Annotated in this window: 22 protein-coding genes; 14 read left to right on the forward strand and 8 right to left on the reverse strand. The window is 64.2% G+C overall.

What is annotated here, in order from left to right:
• Window positions 1-213 precede the first annotated feature (213 nt).
• The 10 genes from AC5ZFO_RS16905 (at window position 214) to AC5ZFO_RS16950 (ending at window position 10020) form a co-directional block, all read left to right on the forward strand.
• Complete coding sequence (locus AC5ZFO_RS16905; RefSeq protein ID WP_496122247.1) at window positions 214-3201, forward strand: cell division protein; 2988 nt, start codon at window positions 214-216, stop codon at window positions 3199-3201.
• A gap of 140 nt (window positions 3202-3341) precedes the next feature.
• Complete coding sequence (locus AC5ZFO_RS16910) at window positions 3342-3494, forward strand: aa3-type cytochrome c oxidase subunit IV (protein ID WP_008136857.1); 153 nt, start codon at window positions 3342-3344, stop codon at window positions 3492-3494.
• 138 nt (window positions 3495-3632) lie between these two features.
• Window positions 3633-4760, forward strand: a complete 1128-nt coding sequence (locus tag AC5ZFO_RS16915) for a Re/Si-specific NAD(P)(+) transhydrogenase subunit alpha (protein ID WP_282523822.1) — start codon at window positions 3633-3635, stop codon at window positions 4758-4760.
• A gap of 11 nt (window positions 4761-4771) precedes the next feature.
• A complete protein-coding gene (locus AC5ZFO_RS16920; protein WP_014492434.1) occupies window positions 4772-5089 on the forward strand; it encodes a proton-translocating transhydrogenase family protein in 318 nt (105 codons plus the stop codon).
• A gap of 39 nt (window positions 5090-5128) precedes the next feature.
• Window positions 5129-6526, forward strand: coding sequence for an NAD(P)(+) transhydrogenase (Re/Si-specific) subunit beta (locus AC5ZFO_RS16925; RefSeq protein WP_282523823.1), 1398 nt, complete (start codon window positions 5129-5131; stop codon window positions 6524-6526).
• A gap of 19 nt (window positions 6527-6545) precedes the next feature.
• Window positions 6546-6716, forward strand: coding sequence for a hypothetical protein (locus AC5ZFO_RS16930; protein WP_282523824.1), 171 nt, complete (start codon window positions 6546-6548; stop codon window positions 6714-6716).
• 24 nt (window positions 6717-6740) lie between these two features.
• Window positions 6741-7541 (forward strand): alpha/beta hydrolase, encoded by an 801-nt coding sequence (locus AC5ZFO_RS16935; protein ID WP_282523825.1) that lies wholly within the window; start codon window positions 6741-6743, stop codon window positions 7539-7541.
• Window positions 7542-7601: 60 nt separating this feature from the next.
• Entirely contained in the window at window positions 7602-8699 is a 1098-nt protein-coding gene (locus AC5ZFO_RS16940) for a calcium:cation antiporter (RefSeq protein ID WP_282523826.1), read from the forward strand.
• A 13-nt stretch (window positions 8700-8712) separates the two neighbouring features.
• A complete protein-coding gene (locus AC5ZFO_RS16945; protein WP_282523827.1) occupies window positions 8713-8997 on the forward strand; it encodes a cupin domain-containing protein in 285 nt (94 codons plus the stop codon).
• A 93-nt stretch (window positions 8998-9090) separates the two neighbouring features.
• Window positions 9091-10020, forward strand: a complete 930-nt coding sequence (locus AC5ZFO_RS16950) for a hypothetical protein (RefSeq protein WP_496122248.1) — start codon at window positions 9091-9093, stop codon at window positions 10018-10020.
• Between the two features lie 26 nt (window positions 10021-10046).
• On the opposite strand, the gene AC5ZFO_RS16955 is transcribed toward AC5ZFO_RS16950, so the two are convergent.
• Entirely contained in the window at window positions 10047-10700 is a 654-nt protein-coding gene (locus tag AC5ZFO_RS16955) for a tetratricopeptide repeat protein (protein WP_282523829.1), read from the reverse strand.
• Window positions 10701-10860: 160 nt separating this feature from the next.
• Window positions 10861-11157, reverse strand: a complete 297-nt coding sequence (rpsU, locus tag AC5ZFO_RS16960; RefSeq protein ID WP_014492442.1) for a 30S ribosomal protein S21 — start codon at window positions 11155-11157, stop codon at window positions 10861-10863.
• A gap of 264 nt (window positions 11158-11421) precedes the next feature.
• Here rpsU and aqpZ point away from each other — a divergent pair, with 264 nt between their 5' ends.
• The gene (gene aqpZ, locus AC5ZFO_RS16965; RefSeq protein ID WP_282523830.1) at window positions 11422-12144 is read left to right on the forward strand and encodes an aquaporin Z; all 723 of its coding nucleotides are present in this window, start codon (window positions 11422-11424) and stop codon (window positions 12142-12144) included.
• 36 nt (window positions 12145-12180) lie between these two features.
• Here the strand turns inward: aqpZ and AC5ZFO_RS16970 are convergent, their stop codons facing one another.
• The gene (locus AC5ZFO_RS16970; RefSeq protein ID WP_282523831.1) at window positions 12181-13287 is read right to left on the reverse strand and encodes a 5-(carboxyamino)imidazole ribonucleotide synthase; all 1107 of its coding nucleotides are present in this window, start codon (window positions 13285-13287) and stop codon (window positions 12181-12183) included.
• Entirely contained in the window at window positions 13284-13772 is a 489-nt protein-coding gene (gene purE / locus AC5ZFO_RS16975) for a 5-(carboxyamino)imidazole ribonucleotide mutase (RefSeq protein WP_496122249.1), read from the reverse strand. Before purE ends, AC5ZFO_RS16970 begins: the two co-directional genes overlap by 4 nt.
• A 141-nt stretch (window positions 13773-13913) precedes the next feature.
• Between purE and AC5ZFO_RS16980 the strand changes: the two genes are divergently transcribed.
• Window positions 13914-14639, forward strand: coding sequence for a GGDEF domain-containing protein (locus AC5ZFO_RS16980; RefSeq protein ID WP_282523833.1), 726 nt, complete (start codon window positions 13914-13916; stop codon window positions 14637-14639).
• A 63-nt stretch (window positions 14640-14702) separates the two neighbouring features.
• On the opposite strand, the gene AC5ZFO_RS16985 is transcribed toward AC5ZFO_RS16980, so the two are convergent.
• From AC5ZFO_RS16985 to AC5ZFO_RS16995, 3 genes are all read right to left on the reverse strand, one after another.
• Window positions 14703-14954, reverse strand: a complete 252-nt coding sequence (locus tag AC5ZFO_RS16985) for a hypothetical protein (RefSeq protein ID WP_063981128.1) — start codon at window positions 14952-14954, stop codon at window positions 14703-14705.
• 100 nt (window positions 14955-15054) lie between these two features.
• Window positions 15055-15273, reverse strand: a complete 219-nt coding sequence (locus AC5ZFO_RS16990) for a hypothetical protein (protein ID WP_014492449.1) — start codon at window positions 15271-15273, stop codon at window positions 15055-15057.
• A 126-nt stretch (window positions 15274-15399) separates the two neighbouring features.
• A complete protein-coding gene (locus AC5ZFO_RS16995) occupies window positions 15400-15606 on the reverse strand; it encodes a YdcH family protein (RefSeq protein WP_063986093.1) in 207 nt (68 codons plus the stop codon).
• A gap of 329 nt (window positions 15607-15935) precedes the next feature.
• Between AC5ZFO_RS16995 and AC5ZFO_RS17000 the strand changes: the two genes are divergently transcribed.
• Window positions 15936-16118, forward strand: a complete 183-nt coding sequence (locus AC5ZFO_RS17000) for a YdcH family protein (protein WP_008131172.1) — start codon at window positions 15936-15938, stop codon at window positions 16116-16118.
• A 147-nt stretch (window positions 16119-16265) separates the two neighbouring features.
• On the opposite strand, the gene AC5ZFO_RS17005 is transcribed toward AC5ZFO_RS17000, so the two are convergent.
• Window positions 16266-17369, reverse strand: coding sequence for an NAD(P)/FAD-dependent oxidoreductase (locus AC5ZFO_RS17005; protein WP_282523834.1), 1104 nt, complete (start codon window positions 17367-17369; stop codon window positions 16266-16268).
• Between the two features lie 202 nt (window positions 17370-17571).
• Between AC5ZFO_RS17005 and AC5ZFO_RS17010 the strand changes: the two genes are divergently transcribed.
• Window positions 17572-20259: a sensor domain-containing protein gene (locus AC5ZFO_RS17010; protein ID WP_282523835.1), complete on the forward strand. Its 2688-nt coding sequence runs from the start codon at window positions 17572-17574 to the stop codon at window positions 20257-20259.
• Window positions 20260-20326: the final 67 nt, after the last annotated feature.

The raw sequence follows: 20326 nt of genomic DNA on the forward strand, positions 1-20326 counted from the left end.
GAGTTCCTTCCCGGCGCACGGAATGCGGGTGCCGCAAGTTTTGCGGCCCCCAGTTCCATCCGTGGGCGCGGGCGATCTTCGCGGCGGAGGCCGGCTATTTGCTACGTGGGATTGAACGTTCGCGCGGCCCGCAAGACTAACTCAACAGATACTTGGAAAATGATTTTCTACTATTGATTGTGGATTGATCGGTTTCTCCCTGGGGAGGCACCCATGCTCCATCAAGGGCCCGCCACGCCGGCTCCGATGGCGAGAAATGCCGCCGCCGTCGATCAGGAAACGCCCTGGTGCGAGAAGCACCATCAGATCGTCTGCGATGAGATCGAGGCGATCAACACCCGACGCGAACCGGAACGGCGCCTCGATGCCGACGGCCTGCAACCCTGCCAGTTGCTCGACGTCGTCGGGCTTGCGTTGTCCGGCGGTGGCATTCGCTCGTCGGCCGTTTGCCTCGGCGTGCTCCAGGCACTGAACCACCACAATCTGATCGGCCGGATCGACTATCTCTCCACGGTGTCGGGCGGCGGCTATATCGGCACCTCTCTCAGCGCCACCATGACGACGGCACGGCGCTTTGTATTCGGCGAAAGACCTGCCGGCGGAACCGTCACGTCCGCCGAGATCAGTGATACGCCGTCGGTCGGACACCTGCGCAACTATTCCAACTATCTGATCCCTGCCGGTGTCCGCGATCTTCTGACCGGAGTTGCGATCGTCGTGCGGGGACTGGTCGCCAATATCGGGTTGACGTTACCCGTCGTGCTGCTGCTTGCCGCCGTCACCATCTGGTCGACGCCGCTGCGGAGCTGCCTGACGGATGCGAACATCTTCGGCGTCAGTCTCAACAACAGGACGTTGTGCGAGCTGCACGATTTCAGCGACATCGATCGTTACGGTTTCAGCACATTCGGCCTGGTCGTCGCGCTGGTGATGTTCGCTTGCAGCGGGCTCGCCTATCTCACCTCCCGCTCCGTCCGCGGCAGCGGTCCCAGCGTCGTGTTCGCCTATATCGGCGGGATCGCGCTGTTGCTGGGCGTCGCGTGCGACTTCGCGCGGTTTCTCAAGGTCCAGCATTTTGCGTTGAGCCTGTCGATCGCAATCCTCGAGGGCGTCCTGTTTTTCGGATGGGCGCTCAAGCAGTCGCTCGCGAGCCCCGGCAAGCGGCAGGAGTTTCGATCGCACTGGCCGAGCATGGGCGCGACCGTCCTGGTGCTGCTGGCGGTGATCGCCTTCTTCGAGTTTCAGCCCTTCATGCTGGAGCAGATGTTCGATGTCGCCGAGAGCAGCGCAATCGGTGGACCGGCTGCTGCGGTTGCGATCACCTGGATCAAGTCGCTCGCGGCGGTGGCCGCGCCAATCGGCGTCTTCGTCACCGCGTTCAGGCAGCAATTCGTGGAATTGCTGAAGGGCAACAGCGCATCCTCGCAATGGGGTTCGCTTGTGCTCGCGGTCGTCGCCAAGGTCGCGCTATGGATCGCGGGCCTTGCGCTTCCGCTCGTCATCTGGGTCGCATACCTCTATCTGTCCTATTGGGGCATCGCCAACGACCTGTTCGAGAGGTGCCCTTCGGTTATGGGCGCAACCTCCCAGCGAGAGTGCCTGGTCAATGCCAAATCGAACGCGCCGTCCGGCAGCCTCGCAGGCAGGATTCAGTTCGACGCCAGCAAGGGGACCTTGTCGGCGGAAATCACGCCGAACGCCGCACCGCAGGTCGTGGCAGATGCCGAGCAGTTGACGCCGACCTGGCACACGCCCGCCTGGCTCCTGTTCCTGGCTCGCAAAGCGGGGCAGGTGGTTCAGGTGCGTTTTCCCAGTCTGTTCCAGGGCAACGCTTCGGAGCTCGCCTACTCCTACAGTCTGGACATGGTGATCCTCTACACGTTCGCCGGCGTCCTGCTGTTCGCCATCTCGTTCTTTCTGACGCCGAATGCGAACTCGTTGCACCGGCTCTATCGCGATCGCCTGAGCAAGGCCTTCCTGTTCGATCCGACGCGTTCGGCCGACGGGCGCGTCGCGCCCGCCGAAGCCAGTCTCGACCAGGGGCGCGATTTCAAGGCGCTCGATCGCATGAAGCTGACGGATCTCTACGCCGCGCCGGCCGCGCCGGCCCGGGTTCCAGGGCAGCCGGCCGCGCCGAAGCTGCACGCGCCCTATCAGCTCATCAATACGGCGCTGAACATTCAAGGCTCCGACTTTGCCAACCGGCGCGGACGCAACGCGGACTTCTTCGTGTTCTCCGCCCTGAACGTCGGCAGCGAGGCGACGGGCTATGCGCCCACCGCTCTGGTGCAGGACGACGAGCAAAGTCTCGATCTCGCCACCGCAATGGCGATTTCCGGAGCTGCGGCCTCCTCGAACATGGGTTCGAGTTCGATCAAGGCGCTGACGCCCACGCTTGCGCTCCTCAACGTCCGGCTCGGCTATTGGCTGAAGAACCCGCGTTACGTCGATGAGCGTGTCCGGCCGCAGCGCCGCTCCACGCCGATCTATTTCTGGTCGGAGATATCGGGGCGCCTGTACGAGAACAGCGACAGCGTCTATCTGACGGACGGCGGCCATATCGAGAATCTCGGCGTCTACGAGCTGTTGCGGCGCCGCTGCAAGGTGATCATCGCGGTCGATGCGGAAGCCGATGCGCCGATGAATTTCGGTTCCCTGATGACGTTGCAGCGTTACGCCCGCATCGATCTCGGCGTCCGCATCGACCTGCCATGGACGCCGATCCGCGAGCGCACGCGCGCGCTGATGGCGCGCAATGCCGACAAGGCGGGTGATCCCGGCGCGGCCGACGAGCACGACGAGATTGCGCGAGACCACGTCCACGTCGCGATTGGCACCATCGACTATGGAGGCGACGAGCAGGGTTATCTCGTTTACGTCAAATCGTCGCTCAACGGCGACGAGAACGACTATATCCGGGACTACGCGCGGCGAAACGATCGCTTCCCGCACGAGACCACAGGTGACCAGTTCTTCTCGGAAGAGCAGTTCGAGGTCTACCGCGCGCTCGGCTTCCACATGGCGCACGGTTTCCTGTCCGGTGACAATCCGGTCGCGGTCGGGTGCGGCGTCGATCCGCATATGGCCCGATTCACTGAAGCGGGCGAGCCGGCGATCGACGCGGTGCGCGCGGCGCTCGGTCTTCCGGTGCCCCGGCGGCAAACCGCGAGCGTCACCGCCACGATGATCGATCAGGGCTGAGCAGCGCGACAGCCGGATTCCCGGCAATCGGAATTCCAAATCACCTGATTTGCCCGAAAACCGGCCATCGGTGCCGTTGCCCTGCCCGAAGGTTTGCGGTATCCCAGCCCAAGAATTCGACTTTCGACTGGGGACAATGCATGGCTGACCATAGCGAAGTGGCGTACACCACCGCCGACGGCAACGACTACGTTGCCCACGAGCAGACCTATGAGGGCTTCATCAAGCTGGTGAAGTACGGCACGGCCTCGGTCGCGCTCATCGTGATCCTGATGGCGATCTTCCTGACCTGACCTATCGGCAGCCGCACACGCCAGCAGCAGCTGCCGCCTACAAAATTTGCATCCAAGCCGGTCCCAAAACCGGTATCGAACGCTGCGGGAGTAACGCTTAAGTTTGCGCGCGCGCTGTCCCGCGTCGCCGGAGGGCCTATGAAGATCGCCGTTGCCAAGGAAATCGATCCGTCGGAGCCGCGTGTCGCCGCTTCGCCTGATACGGTGAAGAAGTTCAAGGCGTTGGGCGCCGAGATCGCCGTCGAGCCGGGCGCCGGCCTCAAATCGGGCCTGCCGGATTCCGAATTCACCGCCGTGGGCGCCACCGTCAGCGCCGATGCGCTGAAGGACGCCGACATCATCATCAAGGTGAAGCGTCCTGAGGCCTCCGAGCTCGCACAGTACAAGCGCGGTGCACTCGTCATCGCCATCATGGACCCCTACGGCAACGAGGCCGCGCTGAAGACGATCGCCGATTCCGGCGTCTCCGCCTTCGCGATGGAACTGATGCCGCGCATCACCCGTGCACAGGTGATGGACGTGCTGTCGTCGCAGGCGAACCTTGCCGGCTACCGCGCCGTGATCGAGGGGGCCGAGGCCTTCGGCCGTGCCTTTCCGATGATGATGACCGCCGCCGGCACCGTGCCCGCCGCAAAGGTATTCGTGATGGGCGTCGGCGTTGCCGGCCTCCAGGCGATCGCGACCGCGCGCCGTCTCGGCGCCATCGTGACTGCCACGGACGTGCGTCCGGCCACGAAGGAGCAGGTGGAATCGCTCGGCGCAAAATTCCTCGCCGTTGAGGACGAGGAGTTCAAGAACGCGCAGACCGCGGGCGGCTACGCCAAGGAAATGTCGAAGGAGTACCAGGCCAAGCAGGCCGCGCTCACCGCCGAGCACATCAAGAAGCAGGACATCGTGATCACGACCGCGCTGATTCCGGGCCGGCCTGCGCCGAAGCTCGTCAGTGCTGAAGTGGTCAAGTCGATGAAGCCGGGTTCGGTGCTGGTCGATCTCGCGGTCGAGCGCGGCGGCAATGTCGAGGGCGCCAGGCCCGGTGAGGTGGTCGACCTCGATGGCATCAAGATCGTCGGCTACACCAACGTCGCCGGCCGCGTCGCGGCCTCGGCCTCCAGCCTCTACGCACGCAATCTGTTCTCCTTCATCGAGACCATGGTCGACAAGAACGAGAAGAAGCTCGCCGTGAACTGGGACGACGAGCTCGTCAAGGCCACCGCCCTGACCAAGGACGGCGCCGTGATCCACCCGAACTTCCAGCCGAAGGTTTAAGGAGAGCCGCCATGGAGCATGCAGCACAGGTCGTCGACCCCTTCATCTTCCGGCTGTCGATCTTCGTCCTCGCCGTCTTCGTCGGCTATTTCGTGGTGTGGTCGGTGACGCCGGCGCTGCACACGCCGCTGATGAGCGTGACCAATGCGATCTCGTCGGTGATCGTGGTCGGCGCGCTCCTCGCCGGCGGCGTCGCCAATGTCTCGAGCGGCTCGGGCTGGGCACGCGCCTTCGGCTTCGTCGCGCTGATCTTCGCCTGCATCAACATCTTCGGCGGCTTCCTTGTCACCCAGCGCATGCTGGCGATGTACAAGAAGAAGTCGAAGTAAGCGGCCACCTCGGGCTGATGGGATCAATGGGGACCTGAGATGAGCGCCAACCTCTCTGCATTTTTGTATCTCGTGGCGGGAGTGCTGTTCATCCTGTCGCTGCGCGGGCTGTCGAGCCCGGCTTCGTCGCGCCAGGGCAATCTGTTCGGCATGATCGGCATGGCGATCGCGGTCGCCACCACGCTCGCCAACCATCCGCCGGCAGACGGCCTCGCCTGGGTGCTCGTCATCGTCGGCATCGCCATCGGTGCCGCGATCGGCGCGGTCATCGCCCGCCGCGTGCCGATGACCTCGATGCCCGAACTGGTCGCCGCCTTCCACTCGCTCGTCGGCATGGCCGCGGTGCTGGTCGCCGCCGGCGCGTTCTACGCGCCCGAGGCTTTCGACATTGGCACCCCCGGCAACATCCATCCGCAGAGCCTGGTCGAGATGTCGCTCGGCGTCGCCATCGGCGCGTTGACCTTCACCGGCTCGGTGATCGCGTTCCTGAAGCTGTCCGCGCGGATGAGCGGCGCGCCGATCATCCTGCCGTTCCGCCACGCCATCAATATCGTGCTTGCAGTTCTGCTCGTCGTCTTCATCGTCGGGCTGGTGATGTCGGGCAGCGCGCTCGACTTCTGGCTGATCGTCATCATCGCGCTGGCGCTCGGCGTGCTCATGATCATCCCGATCGGCGGCGCCGACATGCCGGTCGTGATCTCGATGCTGAACTCCTATTCCGGCTGGGCCGCGGCCGGCATCGGCTTCACGCTGGGCAATTCCGCGCTGATCATCACCGGCGCGCTGGTCGGCTCGTCCGGTGCGATCCTGTCCTACATCATGTGCCACGCGATGAACCGGTCCTTCATCTCGGTCATCCTCGGCGGCTTCGGCGGCGAGACCGCCGCGGCCGGCGGTGGCGGCGGTGAGCAGAAGCCCGCCAAGCTCGGCTCGGCCGACGACGCCGCCTTCATCATGAAGAACGCCCAGAAGGTCATCATCGTGCCCGGCTACGGCATGGCGGTGGCGCAGGCCCAGCACGCGCTGCGCGAAATGGGCGATATCCTGAAGAAGGAAGGCGTCGAGGTGAAGTACGCCATTCATCCGGTCGCGGGCCGCATGCCCGGCCACATGAACGTGCTGCTCGCCGAAGCCAACGTTCCCTACGACGAGGTGTTCGAGCTCGAGGACATCAACTCCGAATTCGCGCAGGCCGACATCGCCTTCGTGATCGGCGCCAACGACGTCACCAACCCGGCGGCCGAAGAGGACAAGACCTCGCCGATCTACGGCATGCCCGTCCTGCAGGTCTGGAAGGCCGGCACCGTGATGTTCATCAAGCGCTCGCTCGCCTCGGGCTATGCCGGTATCGACAATCCGCTGTTCTATCGCGACAACACCATGATGCTGCTCGGCGACGCCAAGAAGGTTACCGAGAACATCGTCAAGGCGATGTAGCGCGGAAGGCGAGCGGACCGTGGCCCTGAACAAGGAGTGGCACCGGTCCCATCGCATGCCACCGAAAGCGACGCGCGAGCAGCGTGTCGCATGGCACGTCGCCCATGCGGCGGCGTGCGGCTGCCGCGAGATTCCCTTGAGCATCCGCACCGACGTCCTCAAATTGCTCAAGCGCCGTCGCAAGCCCTGAACTCCGGAAATGGTGGGGGCCGCGATGACATTCCTGAAATGGACCGCCACCATCCTTGCGGCCGGCTACCTCGCCGGTCTCGTCCTGCTGTTTGCCAAACAGCGCGCGATGCTGTTTCCGATACCGACGGCCGAGCGCACGGCGCCCGCTGCCGCGGGACTTCCAGACGCCGAAGAGCATGTCCTGACGACGTCCGACGGCGAGAAGGTCATCGTCTGGCACGTGCCGCCAAAGCCTGGCCGTGCCGTGGTGCTGTTCTTCCACGGCAACGGCGATTCTCTCGCCGGCCTTGCCGGCCGCTTCAAGGCGATCACGGCTGACGGCACCGGTCTCGTCGCGCTGTCTTATCGCGGCTACGCGGGCTCCGGCGGCGCACCGAGCGAAGATGGTCTGCTGCGCGATGGCGCGGCTGCGTATGCGTTCGCGGCGGCGCGCTATGACGCCCGGCGCCTTGTCGTCTGGGGCTTCTCGCTCGGGACCGGCGTTGCGGTCGCCGTCGCCTCCGAACATCCGGTCGGGAAGCTGATCCTCGAGGCGCCCTATACGTCGATCGCCGACGTCGCCGCCGCGCATTTCTGGTTCGCTCCGGTTCGCCTCCTGATCCGCGACCCCTTCCACTCGGATGAGCGCATCGCACGCGTCACGGCTCCGCTCCTGGTCGTGCATGGCGCGCAGGACCAGACCATCCCGATCGCATTCGGCGAGAAATTGTTTGCGCTGGCCCGCGGGCCGAAGCAGTTCGTCCGCATTCCCGGCGGCGGGCACGACGATCTCGGCAGCTTTGGCGCCATCGACATCGCACGAAACTTCATCAATGGGACCTGAGGGCTGACGGACGCGATCTTCTCGCGCATAATCGGCCTCCCATTTGAAGGAATCGCCCGCATGAGCGCACACGGACCGATGCCGCGGTCGTCCTGGATCTTCCCCGCTCTGGCGGTGCTGCTGTTCCTGATCGTGACCGCGACCGGCTACAGCTTTACGCTAACGGCGGGCGGAGCCCTGTTCGCGATCGTGCTCCTGGTGATCCTGTTCGGCACCGTGTTCGCGGCCGTTCATCATTCCGAGGTGATCGCGGAGCGCATCGGCGAGCCCTACGGCACGCTGCTGCTGACGCTGGCGGTGACCATCATCGAGGTCGCGCTGATCACCACGATCATGCTGGGCGACAAGCCGGCCCCGGAGCTCGCCCGCGACACCGTGTTCGCCGTCGTGATGATCGTCTGCAATGGCCTGGTCGGCCTCTGCGTCTTCATCGGCGGCATGCGCTATCGCGAGCAGGGCTTTCAGGTCTCGGGCGCCAACGTCTATCTCAGCGTGCTGATTGCGATGGCAACCATCACCCTGATCATGCCCAACTATACGCTGACGACGCCGGGCCCGATCTATTCGACGCTCCAGCTCGGCTTCGTCGATCTCGCAACGATCGTGCTCTACGGCGTGTTCCTCTACACCCAGATCGTCCTGCACAAGGACTATTTCGTCCACGAGCGGGCGGACGGCGAGGGCGGAGAGGCGCATTTGTCGGGCAGGATGCTGGTGCTGAGCATCGTGCTGCTGCTGATCTCGCTGTTGGCGGTCGTCCTCCTCGCCAAGAAGTTCTCGCTGGTGGTGGACGCTGTCGCCGTTCAGATCGGCGCCCCGCCGGCGTTCGCGGGCCTCCTCGTCGCCCTCCTGATCCTGATGCCGGAGGGCGTCTCGGCGATTGCGGCGGCGCGCAAGAACGACCTCCAGAAGAGCATCAACCTGGCGCTCGGATCCTCGCTCGCAACCATCGGCCTGACCATTCCGGCGGTCGGGGTCGCCACCTACGTGCTCGACCAGCCGCTCGTGCTGGGCCTCAATCCCCAGAACACGGCCCTGCTGTTCCTGACATTCTTGTTGAGCATGCTGACTTTCGGCACCGGCAGGACCAATGTCCTGTTCGGGCTGGTCCATATGGTGGTATTTGCCGTCTACGTGTTCATGGTTTTCGTGCCGTAGAAGGAAACTCCCGATGCTTGCCGCCAAATCTGAGGTTCAGGTCGACAACGAGCAGGTGCGGGTGACCGAATGGCGGCTCTCCCCGGGCAGCGCGACTGGGCATCACACCCACGGCATGGACTATGTGATTGTTCCCGTCGTGGCCGGCGAGATGACCATCGTGGCGCCCGGCGGCGAGCGTTCCAAGGCGCAGCTCGCGGCCGGAAAATCTTACTTTCGCAAGGCCGGGGTCCAACATGACGTACTTAACGAAACCTCAACCGAGATCGTGTTCCTTGAGATCGAGCTGAAGCCGTAAGTCTGCCGTTACCTTTGCCATCGATCCGTCGCAGTTGATCCCTTACAATGCCCCAAAGTTCCCGCATCTGATCGCGCGGGGAGTGGCCGAGAAATGTTGAAATACCTCGCTAAAATCTCGATGGATATTTTACCCTCGGTGCTCGCGACGATCATCGGGGCGTACATTGTTAACCACTACATCAACGCCAAGCCGGCGACTGACGCCCCCGCGGCCGTGGTAGCGCCTGCCCAGGCTGGCAGTGACGGCAAGCCGACCGACACCGCCAACCTTCCCGCGCCCGGCGTGAAGGCCAAGGGCGTTGCTGAGAAGAACGTTTCCGAAAAGGGCGTGGACAAGGTGGCGGCCGAAAAGCCGGCCGATCATCAGCCAGCCGCCGAGACCAAGGCCGCAGACGTCGCTCCCGCCGAGACTGGCCCGCGCAGCCGTAGCTCCGCGCGTGAAAAGGCGGCCGCCAAGTCCAATCCGGCTGTCACGGCTCCCGCCGCAGCTCCGGTGGTGGAGGCCAATTCGGCGCCGGCCGCGACCCCCGACGCCAACGATCTCGCGCGGGCGGCCATCGAGCGCCTGCGCAAGTCGCCTGAGGGCAAGGCTGCTGAGAAGGCCGCTGAGGCCAGATCTCCCGAAACCAAATCGGTTGAGACCAAGCCGGTCGAGCGGACCCCGGAGCCTGCGGTGCGGGAAGCCGCCCGCACCCCGGAGGCCCCGCGTATCATCTCCACGGAGCCGTCCTCAGTGCGTCCGCTGCCGCCGCCGATCACGGTGTCGACGCCTTCGCCCGAGGCCTATGGCAATAGCGGTTCGTCGCCGTCTTACACTTCCTCGGTCGGCAATGACGATCCGAACCGGATGACGCCGCCGGCCGATATACCGGTCCCGATGATCGCGCCCCCGCTTGATCTGCGTGCCGATGCTGGCGGGGCCATGCCGCGGCCGAAGAAGACCAATGTGGCCGACGAGATGCTGTCCGGCATGAAGTCGATGTTCCACTCGGTCCTGCCGAAGAGCTCCACCCCCGATTAGACGGCGGCCTGGCTGCCCTGTCAGTGTCAGCCGCCGACGCGGGCGAGGCCGCTGCGGGCGGTATCGTCGCGTGGACGTAGCGCGACCGCCTTGTTGTAGGACGTGGCCGCCTTGGCCTTGTCACCGAGCCGCTCATAGGCCTGTCCGCGCGCGGTCCACACCTGCGCGTTGTGCGGATCGACCTCGGAGGCCTCATCGAGATCGGCCGCCGCTTCCTTGACCTTGCCGATCGCGAGATAGCTGATGGCGCGGCCGAGCAACGGCTCGACCTTTTGCGGATTGAGCCCGTTGGCGGCGCTGAAATCGGCGATGGCGAAATTATGCTCGTTGTTGCCCTGATAGATCAGGGCGCGACCATAAAGCGCCTGTGCGTTGTAGGGATCGAGCGCGACGGCCCGGTTGAACTCGTCCAGGGCGCCAGCCGTCTCCCCCGCCTTTGCCAGGGTCTGGCCTTTTGCGGTGTGAGCCTGGGCCTCGCTGACATTGCCGGCGCTGACCGCGCTGTCGGCGGCAGTCGCAGCCGCCTTGGGCGCCTCCTGCGGCTTCTCCTTCTCGGGCATCATGGAGCCGAGATCGAAGGAGCAGCCGCACAGCGCAATCCCCATCAAGCCGAGCGCGAACGGCTGTCGCCAGATCTGGCGTAGGCGCGCCAAGCGGCGTTCGGGGAAAGGGGAGGCCATCTACGGTTCGCTCGCGCTGGTGCCGCATCGGTAGTGCCCCCGTCCCAGAGAAGGCACCGCTCACAAAACAATAACGCGGGCCAGGGGCCCGCGTCATCGGAATCTGAAGTCTTGGAAAACTGAAGTCTTGGAAAACTGAAGTCCTGCAAGCCAGGCAGAATCAGCGCGGTCCGCGCGGACCTGCACCCGGGCCGCTGCGGCCGCCACGATCACCGCCGGGACCGGCGCCGAACACCGGCTTCGGCTTCATCGGCAGCAGGCCTTCACGCTGCAGCTTCTTGCGGGCCAGCTTGCGCGCGCGGCGCACGGCCTCGGCCTTTTCGCGGGCCTTCTTCTCGGAGGGCTTCTCATAATGACCGCGGAGCTTCATCTCGCGGAAAATTCCCTCGCGCTGCATCTTCTTCTTCAGCGCCTTGAGGGCTTGATCGACATTGTTATCGCGAACGAGAACCTGCACGCGGCATCCTCTTCAGTGGATCGGATTTGAATTCTGGTAAGTCAAAGGGGATGGCGAAACGCACAAGCCCTTAACCTTGAGCGCGCGGATGTATCAGACAAAACCCGCGATGTCCACCTGCCAAGCAGGTTTTCGGGCCAAGTTCAGCCATTAAATGAGGCGAAAATACCTCCGTACGGCCCCGATTTGGGTGATTCGGCGCCAAGGGTGGGGCAGTTCCCGGAGCTTTGCTCCGGAAATTCCTGGAATTAGGGGAGACGTCACATGGATATGAAGAAATACGCTGCCGAGGCGATCGGCACATTCTGGCTCACATTCGCAGGCTGCGGCAGCGCGGTGATCGCCGCCGGCTTTCCGCAGGTCGGAATCGGCCTGGTCGGCGTGTCCCTGGCGTTCGGCTTGAGCGTCGTCACCATGGCCTATGCGATCGGGCACATCTCGGGCTGCCACCTCAACCCGGCCGTCACCGTCGGGCTTGCCGCCGGAGGACGCTTCCCGGCGGGACAGATCCTGCCTTACGTGATCGCGCAGGTCTGCGGCGCAATCGTCGCCGCCCAGCTGCTTTACATAATCGCCAGCGGTGCTCCCGGATTCGATGTCAGCAAGGGTTTTGCGTCGAACGGCTACGACGCGCATTCGCCCGGCCAGTACAGCTTGATCGCCTGCTTCGTCACCGAGGTGGTGATGACCGTGATGTTCCTGTTCGTCATCATGGGCGCCACCCATGGCCGCGCGCCAGCGGGCTTCGCCCCGCTCGCGATCGGGCTCGCGCTGGTGATGATCCATCTCGTCAGCATCCCCGTCACCAACACGTCGGTGAACCCGGCGCGCAGCACCGGGCCCGCGCTGTTCGTCGGCGGCTGGGCGCTGTCGCAGCTCTGGCTGTTCTGGGTCGCACCGCTGATCGGCGGCGCGCTGGGCGGGGTGCTCTATCGCTGGCTCAGCGAGGAGCCCTCTGGCGTCGTCGCGGGCGTGAAGACGGCCTGATCGAAAGACGGGATCGCGGCATGCGCCGCGGTCCCGCTACTTGCCCTTCGTCGGCCTGACTTCGGTGACGTGGCCCATCTTGCGGCCGGGGCGCGGCGCGCCCTTGCCGTAGACATGCACGGTCGCGCCCGGCACGCTCAGCCACTTCTCGTAATCGTTGATCTCGTCGCCGATCAGATTGGTCATGGTGACGATTTCGCCGTGGCGCACGGCCTTGCCGAGCGGCCAGCCGGCAATGGCGCGGATGTGCTGCTCGAACTGCGAAACCGAGGCGCCGTCGAGCGTCCAGTGTCCGGAATTGTGCACGCGCGGGGCGATCTCGTTGACCAGCACCTTCGGCCCGGTGCCGTTGGCGAGCACGAACATCTCGACCGCGAGCACGCCGACATAATCGAGCGCGCCGGCGATCTTGCCGGCGATGCTGCGCGCTTCTTCCGCGAGCGCATCCGGAATCTGTGCGGGGGCGCGGGATATCTTCAGAATGTGGTCGCGGTGCTCGTTCTCGGTGACGTCGAAGCACTCGACCTGGCCGGTCGCCGACCGCGCCGCAATCACGGAGATCTCGCGCTCGTACGGGATGAAGGCTTCGAGGATCGCCGATTTGGTGGCGAGACTGGTCCAGACCTTGGCGATGTCGTCGCCCTCGCGGATGATGGCCTGGCCCTTGCCGTCATAGCCGAAGCGGCGGGTCTTCAGCACGGCCGGAAGGCCGATCCGGACGATCGCCTCGCGCAGCGAGGAGACCGAGGTGACGTCGGCATAGGCTGCGGTGCCGATGCCGAGCCGCGTCACGAAATCCTTCTCGGCGAGCCGGTCCTGGGTGGTCTCGAGGATCTTGCGGTTGGGCAGCACCGGGCGGCGCGCGTCGAGCACCATCGCGGCGGCAGACGGCACGTTCTCGAATTCGTAGGTGATGACGTCGACATCGTTGGCAAACAGCTCGAGTGCTTCGACGTCGGCATATTCGGCGCAGGTCGCGTTCAGCACGACGTCGAAGGCGGGCGAGTCCGGATCGGGCGAGAATACCTGGCAGCGCAGGCCGAGTCGCGCCGCGGCCATGGCCAGCATCCGCCCCAATTGTCCGCCGCCGAGGATTCCGATGGTGTCGCCGGGCTTCAGCTTCACCTGCTTTGCGTCAGTCACGCCTTGTCCTCCGGGCGCTCCGCAACCGCCTCGGTCTGTGCCTTGCGCCAGGCGACGAGGCGGTCGGATAGGGCCGGGTCGGACAATGCGAGCACCGAAGCTGCAAGCAGCGCCGCGTTGATCGCGCCAGCCTTGCCGATGGCGAGGGTGCCGACCGGGATGCCCGCGGGCATCTGCACGATCGAATAGAGCGAATCGATGCCTTTGAGCGTCCTGGATTCGACGGGAACGCCGAACACCGGCAGTTCCGTCAGCGCCGCCGCCATGCCGGGCAGATGCGCAGCGCCACCCGCGCCGGCGATGATGACCTTGTAGCCTGCCGCCTTGGCGCCCTTGGCGAATGCAAACAACCGGTCGGGGGTGCGGTGTGCCGAAACGATGCGGGTCTCGGCGGCAACGCCGAGCGCTGCGAGCGTGTCGGCGGCATGCCGCATCGTCTCCCAGTCCGACTGGCTTCCTATGATGATGGCGATCGGCGCGGTCATGACGTCAATTGTGCTCGGAAAACAGAAAGATAGGCCAGATTAACGGTTCCGGCCGGTGGCTCGCAAGGCGGTGGCAAGGAGAAGGGAATGCACTATCCTGTCTTGGTGAATCCCCGCAAGCCTTCATTGAGCAGGATGCCCATGAAGAAACCAAAAAGGGCGAGCGCTGCGAAGGCCAAAAAGGGCCGGAAAGCCAGCGCCAGCCGCTCCAAAGCCGCCCCCAGGCGGCTGGCGAAGCGCTCGGCCAAGATTCTGGGCAAGCCGGCGCGGCGCGGAGCGTCGGCCGCCGACGACACCAGGGCGACCATCCGCGGCTTGCGGAGCAAGCTCAGGGAGGCGGAGCGGCGGGTTGCGGAACTGGAAGCTGCGGCCGACACCGATTTCCTGCTCGAGATTCCGAACCGGCGCGGCTTCGAGCGCGAGCTCGCGCGCGCCATCGCCTACATGAAGCGCTACCGCGCCAGCGGCGCGCTGATCGTCCTCGACGTCGATCGCCTGAAGCCGATCAACGATTCCTTCGGCCATGCCGCCGGAGACGAGGTGCTCAAGGCGATTGCGGCCACCCTGACGCGGCAGGTCCGTGCCTCGGACGTGGTCGGCCGGCTGGGCGGCGACGAGTTTGCGCTGCTGCTCTGGAATCTCAGCGAGACCGACGCCAAGGCGAAGGCTGCCACCTTCGAACAGGCGATCGACGAATTGTCGTTTGCCTTTCGCGGTCAGCGCGTGACCGCGGGCGCCTCCGCAGGTGTCGCGCTGCTGGGGGCGCAGTCCGACGCAGGCTGCGCGCTGGAGGAGGCTGATGCCGCCATGTATGTGCGCAAGGCGCACCGCCGGCACGAGCCGCGGATCAGGCTGGTCAGCAACTAGGGCACGATCTTCGCGACAAACGCGGACCGCGTTTGCGCTGAGATCATGCTCACGCAACAACCCTTACAGCGTGGCCAGATCTTCCGGCACGTTGCCGAACTTGCGCAGCAGCGTCGCGTCGCCGAATTCGCCGGTCATAGGATCGCCGCTGCGGCTGAACGCAACCGCGCCGATATGGCCGGCACCGTGCGCCAGGATCTCGGCGCGCCGCAACGCGGCCGCCGAGCTCTGGCATTCCTCCGCGGCGCCCGCGACAGGCGATCCGTCGGCATCGATCAGGAAGGGCATTGCAACGTAGTAGGTCACATCCGACATGGCGTTGCTCCGATGGAGCATGATCCGGAAAAGTGTGAAGCGGTTTTCCGACGAGATCATGCTCAAAAAATAAAAGCGCGATCTCGATCGCGCTTTGAACTCAGGCGGCGCTGCTGTTGCTCCGCACTTTGCTGCGTGCGGTCTCGGGAATGCAGCCGGCTGAAATCGCCGCCTGTAATTCTTCCAGCTCTGCTTCCAGATATTCGTTGGCCATGATCAGCGCCTTGATGGTGCTGCGCAGGTTGCCGTCGCACATTGCGATCGCCTGGTCGCAGGCCTGTTCATAATGGCTGTTGTCGAGAAGGGCGGTTGCCGACATCTGCGTTGTCCTCGGGGGTTTCCTGGGCGTTTCCTGGGGCGGTAGGATACCCAAATGTTCCTATTTTGTTCTTTTCGAGTCAAGCGGATTCGGATGCCGCGAGGCGCCCCAAAAGGGCTTCGCGGATCAGGCGATGATGTCCGGCGTGATCTGGTCCTCGATGAACGCGATACGGTCGCGCAACAACAGCTTGCGCTTCTTCAACCGTTGTAACCGCAATAGGTCGGGGGCAGGCGATTGATGCATCGCATCGATCGCGGCATCGAGATCTCGGTGTTCTTGCTGCAACCGGGTGAGCTCGGCTTCGAGCTCACGCTCGTCTTCATTGGTCATGTTCGCGGTGGCCGAAAACCCGATGGGCGTGAGATTCAAGGCTGTGGATGCCCTGTGGAAATTATCGTCCTTGCGCGCCGTGATCGCAAGCGATCTCGGGCCGCCGCTCACCGAACTCTCGCAAGATATTTCGACGATTCGTTGCGACGTTGCGCAAGCACATTGATATCATGGATTTTTTCAGCGTGGTTCCTTACTCACGCTTCATTACATATGAATTTTCAAAAATGACGCTGCGACGACGGATACATATCGACAGAGCGAATCGGTGATGTACACTTGCTCGTCCGGATCGAATCCAAGGTTTCCCCCTACCGAGGAGGTTTCGAATGACAATTCAGGCACATCTGGTTGAATTGGAGCGGAAGCACAAAACGCTCGAAAACGAATTGCACGAAGCTCTCGTGCACCTTTCAACAGACGACCTGCAAATTGTTGAGTTGAAGCGACGGAAGTTGATGGTCAAGGACCAGATCGAGCGTTTGAAGCACACCGGCGACACGCTCCACTAGTAACCCCTGTAACAGCGTAGAATTGAACCTACCCTTCACGCAGGGGTGAGAGCTATTGCTCATCCCTGCGTGAAGGTTAGCGCCGTGCAAAGCTATTTGCGCGGCGTTCTTTACGCGAGCCGGTATCCACTTCGCTTCGAAAACGCTCTAGACGTTTGCGAGCTCAGCGACGTGGTCCGCGATCGCGAGCGATGACGTCAGCCCCGGCGATTCGATGCCGAACAGGTTGATCAGTCCTTCGACGCCGTGATCGCGCGGGCCCTGCATCAGAAAATCCTGCGTAGCCACCGCCGGCGGCACGATCTTCGGGCGAATGCCTGAATAGCTCGGGATCAGCGCGCCGTCGGGCAGCGTCGGCCAGTATTTCCGGATCGCCGGATAGAAGCGCTCGGCGCGTGATGGATCGACCTCGTAATTGATCGTCTCGATCCACTCGACGTCGGGGCCGAAGCGTGCCTGCCCGGCCATGTCCAGCGTCAGGTGCACGCCGAGCCCACCCGGCTCGGGCACCGGGTAGATCAGGTGCGAGAACGGTGCCCTGGCGTTGCAGCTGAAATAATTTCCCTTGGCGAGATAGGCCGGCGGAATCCGGTCAATCGGCATGCCGTCGATGTGGCGTGCGACCGTTGTTGCCGAGAGCCCGGCGGCGTTGACGAGCAGGCCGCATTGCAGCGTCATCGGCGCTTCGCCGCCGGCGTCGATCTCGATCACATCGCCTGATGCCTTGGCGCGGATCAGCGGGGTGTGAAACGCAAAGGCCGCGCCGGCCGCCTCGGCCTCGCCGCGCAGCGAGAGCATGTAGGCGTGGCTGTCGATGATGCCGGTCGATGGCGAGAGCAGCGCGGCATCGCAGGCGAGCGCCGGCTCCAGCGCGCGTGCGGCCTCGCCGGTGAGCAGCTGCATGTCGAGCACGCCATTGGCCTCGGCATGCGCCTTGATCGATTGCAGCTTCTCGGTCTCCTTGGCGCTGGTCGCGACGATCAGCTTGCCGCAATTCTTGTGCGGGATGCCGCGCTCGCCGCAGTAGCGATACAGCGCATGCTTGCCGCTGACGCACATGCGCGCCATCCAGCTGCCGGCGCGGTAATAGATCCCGGCATGGATCACCTCGCTGTTGCGCGAGGAGGTAATGGTGCCGATGGCCTCGGCTTCCTCGAGCACGATCACCTCGCGCCCGGCCTGGGCAAGCTTTCGAGCCACCGCGAGCCCGACGACGCCAGCTCCGATGACGACGCAATCGACCCTATCCATGGTTGTGCAGTTTATCCGTTGAAAGCATCGGTGGCATCAGGCCCGAGAACCACGGCGCCGGGCCGTTTTCCATTAAGGAAACATTTATCATGTCAGGGCAATTGCCGTATTTGGCGTCACATTTTTCTGTTGCGCGTACAGGCGTTTACCCGATCCAAACCCGTGAAGCCAGACAATCCGACGTTGAAATCGCGGGTGGCTGATGGCTGAGAAGAACTGGCACGTGGGCAGCACGCTTCCGATTGCTGTGCAGGCCGTCGTGTGCCTGGGCAGCGCGGTCGCGCCCGCGCGCGCCTTCGCGCTCGCGGACAGCTTCGCCCCGCCGAGCTATCTCGGCAAGCTCGATCCCAATTTGGTCTGGGAAGCGCTGATCGGCGGCATCGTCGTCTGTGCGTTCCTGGCCGCCATCGCGCTATGGATCCATTCCTCGCTGCGTCGCACCAGGCGCTTGCAGCTGCGGCGCAACGCCTTCGTCTCCTCCGCCATGAACAATCTCAACCAGGGCGTGGTGATGACGGATGCGCAACGACGCATCATGTTCTGCAACGACCGCTATCTCGAGATCTACGGCCTGGCGCGCTCGGACCTGTGGACCGGCATGACCGGCTACGACATCCTCGAACTCAGGCGCAAGCGCGACGTCCTCGGCGGTGTCTCCGACGACGAGTTCTACGAGAAGGCGGCGAGCGCCAACGGCCTGATCACCGAACTGCCTGATGGCCGCGCCATCCTGGTGAAATATTTCGTGTTGCCGAACGGCGGCTCGGTCGCGACGCATCTGGACGTCAGCGATCAGCGCAAGCTGTCACGGCAGCTCGCCTCCACCAAGCAATTCCTGGAAACCGTGCTGGACAACGTGCCGGCCTGCGTCGCCGCGAAGAACATCGAGGACGGTCGTTACATCTTCGCCAACAGCGCCTATGAACGGTTCTGGGGGTTCTCGCGCGACCACGCCGTCGGCAAGAATGCGCGGGAGCTGTTCGCGCCCATCTCGGCGGCCAGCATCGAGGCGGCCGACAAGGCGGCGCTGAATTCGTCGGACGGCCAGTTCCGCAATGAATTCGAAGTTGACCGCGCCGGTGAACGGCGCATGGTTGCCTCGATCCGGATCGTGGTCCGCAACGAGAGCAACAAGCCCGAATTCCTGATGCTCGTGTTCGAGGATATCACCGACCGCCGCTCGCTGTCGCAGGAGCTGGAGAGCACGAAAAAGTTCTTGGAGCTCGTGGTCGACAACATCCCGGTGGCGCTGATCGTGGAGCAGGTCAAGGACGGCCGCTACCTGCTCGCCAACCGCAGCGCCGAGACCATCCTCAACCGCCGGCGCGAGGAAGCCACGGGCCTGACCGCCTCCGACATCTTCAATCCCAAGGAAGCCAAGCTGATCATCGCGCGCGACGAGGCCGCGATCAAGAAGCGCGGGATGATCACCGAGGAGCACCCGATCTCCACCAAGGACGGCCTGCGGCTGTTCCTGACCCGGCGGGCGACCGTGCTCAGCGATGCCGGCGAGCCGCAATATCTGATCAAGACCCACGAAGACGTCACCGACCGCCGGCAGACCGAGTCGCGCATGGCGCACATGGCCTATCACGACGGCCTCACCGATTTGCCGAACCGCGCCGCCTTCCTTCAGGCGCTGACCCAGATGATCGAGGCCTGCGAAGGCACCAGCGAGGAGTTCGCCGTGCTCTGCCTCGACCTCGACGGCCTCAAGGAGGTCAACGACGTCTTCGGTCATGCGCTCGGCGACAAGCTCTTGATCGAGGTGGCCCACCGGCTTCAGGATTCCGCACGCGGCGGCGTGGTGGCGCGCCTGTCCGGCGACGAGTTCGGCCTCATCATCGACGGCAAGCAGCCGGAGGCGGGCCTTGCGCTGGCGCAGCAGCTCGGCGAGGCCGTTGCCCGGGAATTTCAGATCGACGGCCGGGCGGTCCGCGCCGGCGTCACCACCGGCATGTCGATCTTCCCGCATAATGGTGCCGACGGCGCGTCGCTGCTGGCCAATGCCGGCGCGGCGCTGTTCCGCGCCAAGCAGAAGTCGCGCGGCACGATCAGCCTTTACCAGCCGGAGATGGACCAGCAGATCCGCGATCGCCGCGTGCTGCATCAGGACCTGTCGAACGCGATCAAGAACGGCGAGCTTTCGCTCGCCTTCCAGCCGCAGGGGATCGCGCGCCACAGTGTCGCCGAGAGCGAGATCATCGGTTTCGAGGCGCTGGCGCGCTGGCAGCATCCGGTGCGCGGCCAGGTCTCCCCGGCCGAATTCATCCCGATCGCCGAGGAGAGCGGCCTGATCGTCGAGATGGGCGAGTGGATTTTGCGGCAGGCCTGCCGCGAGGCGGCGTCCTGGCCGAAGCCGCTCCAGGTCGCGGTCAATTTGTCGCCGGCGCAGTTCATGCACGGCGACGTGGTCGGGCTGGTCCATTCGATCCTGATCGAGACGGGCCTGGCGCCCGGCCGGCTCGAGCTGGAAATCACCGAGGGCGTGCTGATCGAGGACTTTGATCGCGGTCTCGCGCTGCTGCGCCGGCTGAAGGCGCTCGGCGTGCGCATCTCCATGGACGATTTTGGCAGCGGTTACTCTTCGCTGAGCTATCTCCAGGCGTTCCCGTTCGACAAGATCAAGATCGACCGCGCCTTCATCATGAATCTCGGCCGCAATCCGCAATCGGCGGCCATCGTGCGCGCCGTGATCGATCTCGGCCACGGCCTCGAAATGTCGATCATCGCCGAGGGCGTCGAGACCCTCGATCAGCTCGCCTTCCTTGCCAAGGAAGGTTGCGACGGCGTGCAGGGCTACCTGCTCGGCAAGCCGCTGCCGATCGGCAAATATGCCGGCCTCGTCGGCCGCGCCGAGACGATGGAGCTTGCGCTCAAGACCGGCTAGAGCGTTTTCGAGCCAAGTGGATACCGGTTCGCGCAAAGAAAACACGTCAAAACAAGAATCCAAAGCT

The sequence above is a fragment of the Bradyrhizobium sp. Unk1 genome (assembly GCF_059512345.1).

Coding starts and splice junctions, on each gene's coding strand:
- AC5ZFO_RS16905 (WP_496122247.1), top strand. CDS start 214: ATGCTCCATCAAGGGCCCGCCACGCCGGCTCCGATGGCGAGAAATGCC.
- AC5ZFO_RS16910 (WP_008136857.1), top strand. CDS start 3,342: ATGGCTGACCATAGCGAAGTGGCGTACACCACCGCCGACGGCAACGAC.
- AC5ZFO_RS16915 (WP_282523822.1), top strand. CDS start 3,633: ATGAAGATCGCCGTTGCCAAGGAAATCGATCCGTCGGAGCCGCGTGTC.
- AC5ZFO_RS16920 (WP_014492434.1), top strand. CDS start 4,772: ATGGAGCATGCAGCACAGGTCGTCGACCCCTTCATCTTCCGGCTGTCG.
- AC5ZFO_RS16925 (WP_282523823.1), top strand. CDS start 5,129: ATGAGCGCCAACCTCTCTGCATTTTTGTATCTCGTGGCGGGAGTGCTG.
- AC5ZFO_RS16935 (WP_282523825.1), top strand. CDS start 6,741: ATGACATTCCTGAAATGGACCGCCACCATCCTTGCGGCCGGCTACCTC.
- AC5ZFO_RS16940 (WP_282523826.1), top strand. CDS start 7,602: ATGAGCGCACACGGACCGATGCCGCGGTCGTCCTGGATCTTCCCCGCT.
- AC5ZFO_RS16945 (WP_282523827.1), top strand. CDS start 8,713: ATGCTTGCCGCCAAATCTGAGGTTCAGGTCGACAACGAGCAGGTGCGG.
- AC5ZFO_RS16950 (WP_496122248.1), top strand. CDS start 9,091: ATGTTGAAATACCTCGCTAAAATCTCGATGGATATTTTACCCTCGGTG.
- AC5ZFO_RS16955 (WP_282523829.1), bottom strand. CDS start 10,700: ATGGCCTCCCCTTTCCCCGAACGCCGCTTGGCGCGCCTACGCCAGATC.
- aqpZ (WP_282523830.1), top strand. CDS start 11,422: ATGGATATGAAGAAATACGCTGCCGAGGCGATCGGCACATTCTGGCTC.
- purE (WP_496122249.1), bottom strand. CDS start 13,772: ATGACCGCGCCGATCGCCATCATCATAGGAAGCCAGTCGGACTGGGAG.
- AC5ZFO_RS16980 (WP_282523833.1), top strand. CDS start 13,914: ATGAAGAAACCAAAAAGGGCGAGCGCTGCGAAGGCCAAAAAGGGCCGG.
- AC5ZFO_RS16985 (WP_063981128.1), bottom strand. CDS start 14,954: ATGTCGGATGTGACCTACTACGTTGCAATGCCCTTCCTGATCGATGCC.
- AC5ZFO_RS16990 (WP_014492449.1), bottom strand. CDS start 15,273: ATGTCGGCAACCGCCCTTCTCGACAACAGCCATTATGAACAGGCCTGC.
- AC5ZFO_RS16995 (WP_063986093.1), bottom strand. CDS start 15,606: ATGACCAATGAAGACGAGCGTGAGCTCGAAGCCGAGCTCACCCGGTTG.
- AC5ZFO_RS17000 (WP_008131172.1), top strand. CDS start 15,936: ATGACAATTCAGGCACATCTGGTTGAATTGGAGCGGAAGCACAAAACG.
- AC5ZFO_RS17005 (WP_282523834.1), bottom strand. CDS start 17,369: ATGGATAGGGTCGATTGCGTCGTCATCGGAGCTGGCGTCGTCGGGCTC.
- AC5ZFO_RS17010 (WP_282523835.1), top strand. CDS start 17,572: ATGGCTGAGAAGAACTGGCACGTGGGCAGCACGCTTCCGATTGCTGTG.